The sequence below is a fragment of the Vibrio sp. 1078-1 genome, from assembly GCF_033340475.1.
Genome location: NZ_JAWOWM010000289.1, coordinates 1 through 739, shown reverse-complemented (window position 1 = coordinate 739; position 739 = coordinate 1). Strand labels below are relative to the sequence as shown.

1 protein-coding gene is annotated in these 739 nt (G+C 47.0%); it reads left to right on the top strand.

Annotation, left to right across the window (positions count from 1 at the left end; all coding sequences use genetic code 11):
- Positions 1 to 336 precede the first annotated feature (336 nt).
- Positions 337 to 739: hypothetical protein (locus R7190_RS27150; protein WP_318137837.1), on the top strand; the 403-nt coding region annotated here is incomplete at its 3' end.

Sequence of the window (739 nt, the reverse complement as noted above, 5' to 3'; positions counted from 1 at the left end):
CCCCCCCAACTGGGGAGAACTCCCCCAGTTGGGTGGTGAAAAGGCGAACCATAAGTAACGCATGGTTGCGCATGTAAAAACATGCAGGCTATTTGTTTAAAGAGGCTAGCTACCTCTTAGTACCACTGAGAAAACTCAACGGCGGGCTTCCTTTGAGCTCATGCTCTCAGGCGCAGATATCACTGAAACAGATCAGCAATATTTGATAGTCAGTTTAACCGTCTTATCCAGACAGGATAGTTAGAAAGATGCTCAATTCTTCCACCTAGCTGAAAGGCCATTACCTCACAGAGGATTAGGCTAGGGACTGATTATTGTCATATCAGGAGCAAACTTATGGCCCAAGCAAAACCCAATTACTCAAAACCCATCTTTGAACAATCATTCACAATTAATAGCTTACAGGCGCAACGTGTCGTTGACCGTGTTTTTAGACGGACGGTCAGTGCGCTCTACGGAATCGATGTCATCCTGCGCATCATCGGCGATGAGAACGAAATTGATGAAGTGGAACAGATCATTAGCCAGTTGATCGAGGATTGCGCTAAGGCGGTAGACAACGAACAAGCTCGTTTGGACAAATTGATGGAGTCCAACGGCATCGATGAAGTACCTGACTACACCGACCCGATTACCTTCAACGCCAAAATAAGCTCGCCTCAGGTTGGCCAGTTTGTCGGCTTAGTGCGCAAACTCGATGCGTTAATGATCTCAATGGACACACTCTGGTTGTCTAGCG